The 5,260-nt window shown below is 75.0% G+C and carries 3 protein-coding genes and 1 pseudogene; all 4 read right to left on the bottom strand.

What is annotated here, in order from left to right; all coding sequences use genetic code 11:
• Positions 1-964 (bottom strand): annotated as a pseudogene (locus tag SSOG_RS53240) (AAA family ATPase); the annotation flags it as partial.
• Positions 958-2,253: an AAA family ATPase gene (locus tag SSOG_RS46600; protein ID WP_009712960.1), complete on the bottom strand. Its 1,296-nt coding sequence runs from the start codon at positions 2,251-2,253 to the stop codon at positions 958-960. The gene SSOG_RS46600 and the pseudogene SSOG_RS53240, both read right to left, overlap by 7 nt.
• The gene (locus tag SSOG_RS04195; protein WP_009712961.1) at positions 2,250-3,410 is read right to left on the bottom strand and encodes an exonuclease SbcCD subunit D; all 1,161 of its coding nucleotides are present in this window, start codon (positions 3,408-3,410) and stop codon (positions 2,250-2,252) included. Before SSOG_RS04195 ends, SSOG_RS46600 begins: the two co-directional genes overlap by 4 nt.
• 152 nt (positions 3,411-3,562) lie before the next feature.
• The coding region (locus SSOG_RS04200; protein WP_106516350.1) for a SulP family inorganic anion transporter at positions 3,563-5,260 on the bottom strand (1,698 nt) is incomplete at its 5' end.

Raw genomic sequence — 5,260 nt, forward strand, 5'->3', positions numbered from 1 at the left:
TCCGGCGTGTCGAAGCCCGCGCGGTACGCGGCGTCGGCGAGCGCAGCGCGTCGGCCTCCTTCAGCCGCCGGGCGGCGGCCTCGGCGTCCCGCACCGCCTCGGCCGTCCGCGCCAGCAGCTCCGCCTGCCGCTCCAGCCGCGCCGCGCGCTCGGCCACCGTGGCGTCCCCGCCGCGGGCCTGGTCCAGCTCGGCCAGCAGCGCGGCCCGCTCCCGGACCAGCGCCTCGCGGTGCGACGTACGGCCCGCCGAGCGCCGCTCGGCCTCCTGCCGCTGGGCCAGCCGCCGGGCGTGCTCGCCCTCGGCCCGGTCGAGGGCCGCGCGGGCGTCGTGCCCGTCCGCGGCCGCGTCGCGGGCCTCGGCGTACGCGGTGCGCACCTCGGCCAGTGCGCGGTCCAGCGCCTCCACCGTGCCGCCGTCCGCCCCGGCCTCCGCGCCCGCCAGCGCCTCCTTCAGCCGCTGCGAACGGGCCTCGGCCTCCTCGCGGCCCGTCTCGGCCCGCTGGTATTTCTCCAGCGCGTCGTCCTCCGCCGTACGGTCCACATGCCCCTCCCCCGGGCGCGCCGGGCTCGGGTGCTCACACCCGCCGCACACCGCGCACGGCTCGCCCGGGCGCAGCCCGGCCGCCAGCTCGGCGGCGATCCCGCGCAGCCGCCGGTCCTTGAGGTCCAGCCACTCCTCCCGGGCGGCGCCCGACCGCTCCCGGCACCGCAACAGCTCCTCCCGCGCCCGCTCCACCAGCGCGGCGAGGCGGTCGCGCTCGCGGGCGGCGTCGAGCCGCCGCTCGGCGGGCTCGATCCGCGCGCCGAGCTGCTCGGCCCGGGTGGCGGCCTCCTGCGCGGCCTCGATGCGCGCCTGGTGCGCGAGCCGCGCCGACTCCCATCCGGCGAGCCACTGGGCGGCCTCCTCGATGGCCTCGTCGTCGGCCCGCGCCTCGCGGTCCAGCTCCGCGATCTCCGTCAGCACGGCCCGGGCCCGGTCCTCGCCCCGCCGAGCCGCCGCCAGCGCCCCCAACTCCCCCCGCACCCGCCGCTCCGCCGACGCCAACCACTCGGCCCCGGCCTCGGCCAACGACCCGGCGCCGCGTGCGGGCGGCACCGAACCCGCCGCCTCGCGCTCCGGGTCGGCGGCCCGGCGCGGAGCCGGGACGTGGGCCAGGCTTCCAGGGTCGGGTCGGTGGTCAGGTGGGTGCGGGCCGTGCGTTCGCGGTGGCGTCCGGTGTGGGCGTGGGCGACGGTGGTACGGAGGTCCAGCGCGGGGGCCACGGCGTCGGCGCTGCGGGCGCGGTCCAACAGGGTGTGCAGCCGGTCGCGTTCGGCCCGGCGCAGCTCCAGGTCGTCCGCGCGGCGGCGCGCCTCGGCGTGGCGGCGCTGGAGCGCGGCGCGCTCGCTCTCCGCGTCCGCCGCCCGCCGGGCGGCCTCGTGCACGGCTTCGGCGCCGCGCAGCGCCGACGCCGCGATGTCCCGGCGTTCGCGCGCGCCCGCGCGGGCGAGGGCGGCCCACTCCAGGACGCCGTCGGCCAGGCCGGGTTCCCCGGCGGCGGCCTCCGGGAGCGGGTGCGCGTCCAGTTCGGCGGAGCGGCCCGCGGCCTGGGCCATGCGGTGGGCGAGCGCGAGGAGCCGTTCGTCGCCGCCGATGACGCGCTTCTCGGCGGCCCGCCGCAGCTCGGCGAGGCGCTCCTCGACGGCGGCGAAGCGGCTGGTATCGAAGAGCTTGCCCAGCAGCTTGGCGCGCGCCGGCTCGTCCGCGCGCAGGAAGCGGGCGAAGTCGCCCTGCGGCAACAGCACCACCTGGCAGAACTGATCCCGGCTCATGCCCAGCAGCTGCTCGATCTCGGCGCCGATCTCCTGGTGCGAGCGGCTGAGCGCCTTCCAGGTGCGGGAGTCGGAGTCATAGACGCGCAGCAGGCTCTGTGCCTTCTCCTTCGTCACCCCGGTGCCGCGCTTCTTGGGCCGGGGCTGTTCGGGCCGCCGGGTGATCTCCAAGCGCCGTTCGCCGACGGTGAGTTCGAGGACGACCTCGGTCGGGGTCAGCGGGTCGGCGTGGTCGCTGCGCAGGGAGAGTCCGCTGCCCTGCCGGGCGCCGGGCACCTGCCCGTACAGGCCGTAGCAGACGGCGTCGAGGACGGACGTCTTGCCCGCGCCGGTTGGCCCGTGCAGCAGGAAGAGCCCGGCGGCCGACAGCTCGTCGAAGTCGACGTGCTGGGTGGCGCCGAAGGGGCCGAAGGCGGTGACGGTCAGCCGGTGGAGCCTCATCGCGGGTCCTCCCCTTCCGTCCTGACGGCTTCGAGGGCGTCGCCGAGCAGCACGGACTCCCCCGCGTCCGGGCCCCGCCCGCCCCGTACGTGGGCCACGAAGTCCTCGGCGATCTCCCGGTCGGTGCGGCCGCGCAGCCGCTGCGCGTAGGAGGCGAGCGGGTCGTCGGGGGGCCGCTCCGGGTCGAAGACCAGGCTGAGGACGTGCGGGAAGCGCTCCGCGAGCCGGGCCATCGGTTCGTACGGCCGCACCGGGTCGGTCAGCGTGGCCTCGACCCACGCCGTCTCGTGCCGGGCCAGGTCCGGGTCGGCGAGCAGATCCTCCAGCGGCCCCCGGAGCCGGGCCAGCGGGCGCGGTACGGGGCAGTCGACGCGCTCGGCGGCGGAGAGGCCGCCGTCGGCGCCCAGCTCCACGAGCCACATGGACTTGCGGTGCGCGGCCTCGGAGAAGGAGTACGCGAGCGGCGAGCCCGAGTAGCGGATCCGCTCGGTGAGGGTCTGACAGCCGTGGAGATGCCCGAGCGCCACATAGTCGACGCCGTCGAAGACATCGGCGGGGACGGAGGCGACTCCGCCGACGGTGATGTCCCGTTCGCTGTCGCTGACCGCGCCGCCGGTGACGAAGGCGTGCGCGAGGACGACGGACCGGGTGCCGGGCGGCCGGGCGGCGAGGTCGGCGCGCACCCGGTCCATGGCGGCGCCGAGGACCGCCGGATGTCCGGCGGCGGGCGCGTCCAACGTCTCGCGCACCAGGCCGGGTTCGAGGTACGGCAGCCCGTAGAAGGCCACGTCGCCGTGGCGGTCGGCGAGGACGACGGGGGTACCGCATCCGGCGGGGTCGGTGCGCAGATGGATCCCGGCCCGCTCGATGAGCCCGGCGCCGACGCCGAGGCGCCGGGGCGAGTCATGGTTGCCGGAGATCATGACGGTCGGTACGCCGAGGTCGGCGAGCCGGTGCAGTGCGTCGTCGAACAGCTCGACGGCGGCCAGCGGCGGTACGGCCCGGTCGTAGACGTCCCCCGCGACGAGGACGGCGTCCACCTCACGCTCCCGGACGGTCGCGACGAGGTGGTCGAGGAACTCCCGCTGCGCCGCGAGCAGGCTGACGCGGTGGAAGGACCGTCCGAGGTGCCAGTCGGAGGTGTGCAGAATTCTCAACGATCGACTCCGACCCGCACGCTTGTCCTTCCTCCGCCCCGGTGATCAGCAACGCGCCCGTACCGGATCAGCGCTACGGGCACCGACCACGTTAACCGCGATCGGTGCCCGGGTCCGCACGGACCTCGCTTTTGTACCCGTGTGTACCTGTGTTACCTGCGTGTCTCGCCCCACCGGTGGTCGTCGAAGAGGTCGACGCCCTCGGGGTAGCCCGTGCCGTAGCTGTGGCCGTTGGCGTAGCTGTCGCCGTAGCCGTCGTGGTGGCCGTCCACCGGGCGGGGGTCGAGGTAGTACCACTCGGCCGTGGGGCCGGGACCGGCGGACGGGTCGGCCATCGCTTCCGTACCGGAGGACGTACCGGAGGACAGGGGACCGGCGAACGGGTCGCCGGACCGCGCGCCGGTCGCCGCCGCCTCCGGCTGCCGCGCGGGCTCCTTGGCCGCCTTCGGCGCGGTCAGCTCGTTCGGCATCAGCAGTTCCACCCGTACGCCGGGGGTGGCCCGCTTCTGCGCGACGAACTCCTCGACCTGGTTGCGGCAGGCGTGATCCAGGTGGGTGACGCCCATCAGATCGAGCCGGATCCGCTCCTTCTCGGAGGCGCCGACGGCTTCGAGCGCGTCGATGAGCTTCGGCAGCCGCAGGAACGTGGCGTTGCCCTTCATGACGACCTTGGCGCTGTCGCCCTCGATGATGTGCTCGACCGAGGTCTGCGACATCCGCAGCGCGGCCAGCACGATTCCGGCCGCGAGCCCGATCAGCACCCCTTCGAGCAGTGCGGTGGCGACGATGGCGAGCGTGGTGAGGGTCATCACGAAGAACTCGCCGCGGTCCTGGTGCCACATCTTCGGGAACTGCTCGGGGGCGAGCAGCTTCCAGCCGCTGTGCACGAGGACACCCGCCAGCACCGAGATCGGGATCAGGGCCAGGACACTGGGCAGCAGCAGGGCGAAAGCCAGCAGCCACAGGCCGTGCAGCGTGCGGGAGAGCCGGGTCTTGGCGCCGGACTGGACGTTGGCCGAGCTGCGGGCGACGACGGCGGTCATGGGGAGCGAGCCGAGCATGCCGCAGATCGTGTTGCCGGCACCCTGGGCGATCAGCTCGCTGTTGTACTGGGTGCGCTTGCCGTCGTGCATCCGGTCGACGGCGGCGGCCGTGAAGAGGCTCTCCGCCGAGGCGATGACGGTGAAGGTGACGATGGCGGTGAGGATCGCGGGGTCGGCGAGCCCGGCGAACTGCTCGGGGCCCGGGACCCGGATGGCGGCCAGCAGATTGCCGACCTGGAGCGTCTTCACCTCGACGCCGGGGAGCGCGGCGATGCCGATACCGAGACCGACGGCGACCAGCGCGGCGGGGATCTTGTTGAGGGGCCCCGGAACCTTCTTCCAGACGAAGCTGAGGACGACCGTGGCGATGCCGAGCCCGGCGGCGATGGCCGCCTGCGGGTTCGCCAGGGTGTCGGCGACGAGCCCGGGGAAGGCGAGCATGTTCTCGATGGGCGTGCCGGGGGCCTTGTTGTCGGCCAGCGGATACGACTGGCTGACCATCAGCGGCAGGCCGATACCGGCGAGCATGCCCTGTACGACGGCGACGGAGGTGGCCTGGAACATCCGGCCGAGGCGGATCAGCCCCAGCGCGATCTGGAGGATTCCGGCGCCCAGCACGATCACGCCGAGCATGGCGATGCCCTGCGCCTCCACCGTCTCGGCGACGAGCGCGGCGAGACCCGCGGCGGGCCCGCTCACCTGGAGGGTGCTGCCCGGGGTCATGCCGACGACGAGGCCGCCGATCACGCCGGTGATGATGCCGAGTTCGGCGGGCGCGCCCGAGGCGACGGCGACGCCGATGCACAG

The sequence above is a fragment of the Streptomyces himastatinicus ATCC 53653 genome, assembly GCF_000158915.1.
GTDB classification, from domain to species: Bacteria; Actinomycetota; Actinomycetes; order Streptomycetales; family Streptomycetaceae; genus Streptomyces; species Streptomyces himastatinicus.

What these genes read in the sequence shown, in the direction of transcription:
- SSOG_RS46600 (WP_009712960.1), bottom strand. Translation starts at nt 2,253, where the DNA reads ATGAGGCTCCACCGGCTGACCGTCACCGCCTTCGGCCCCTTCGGCGCC.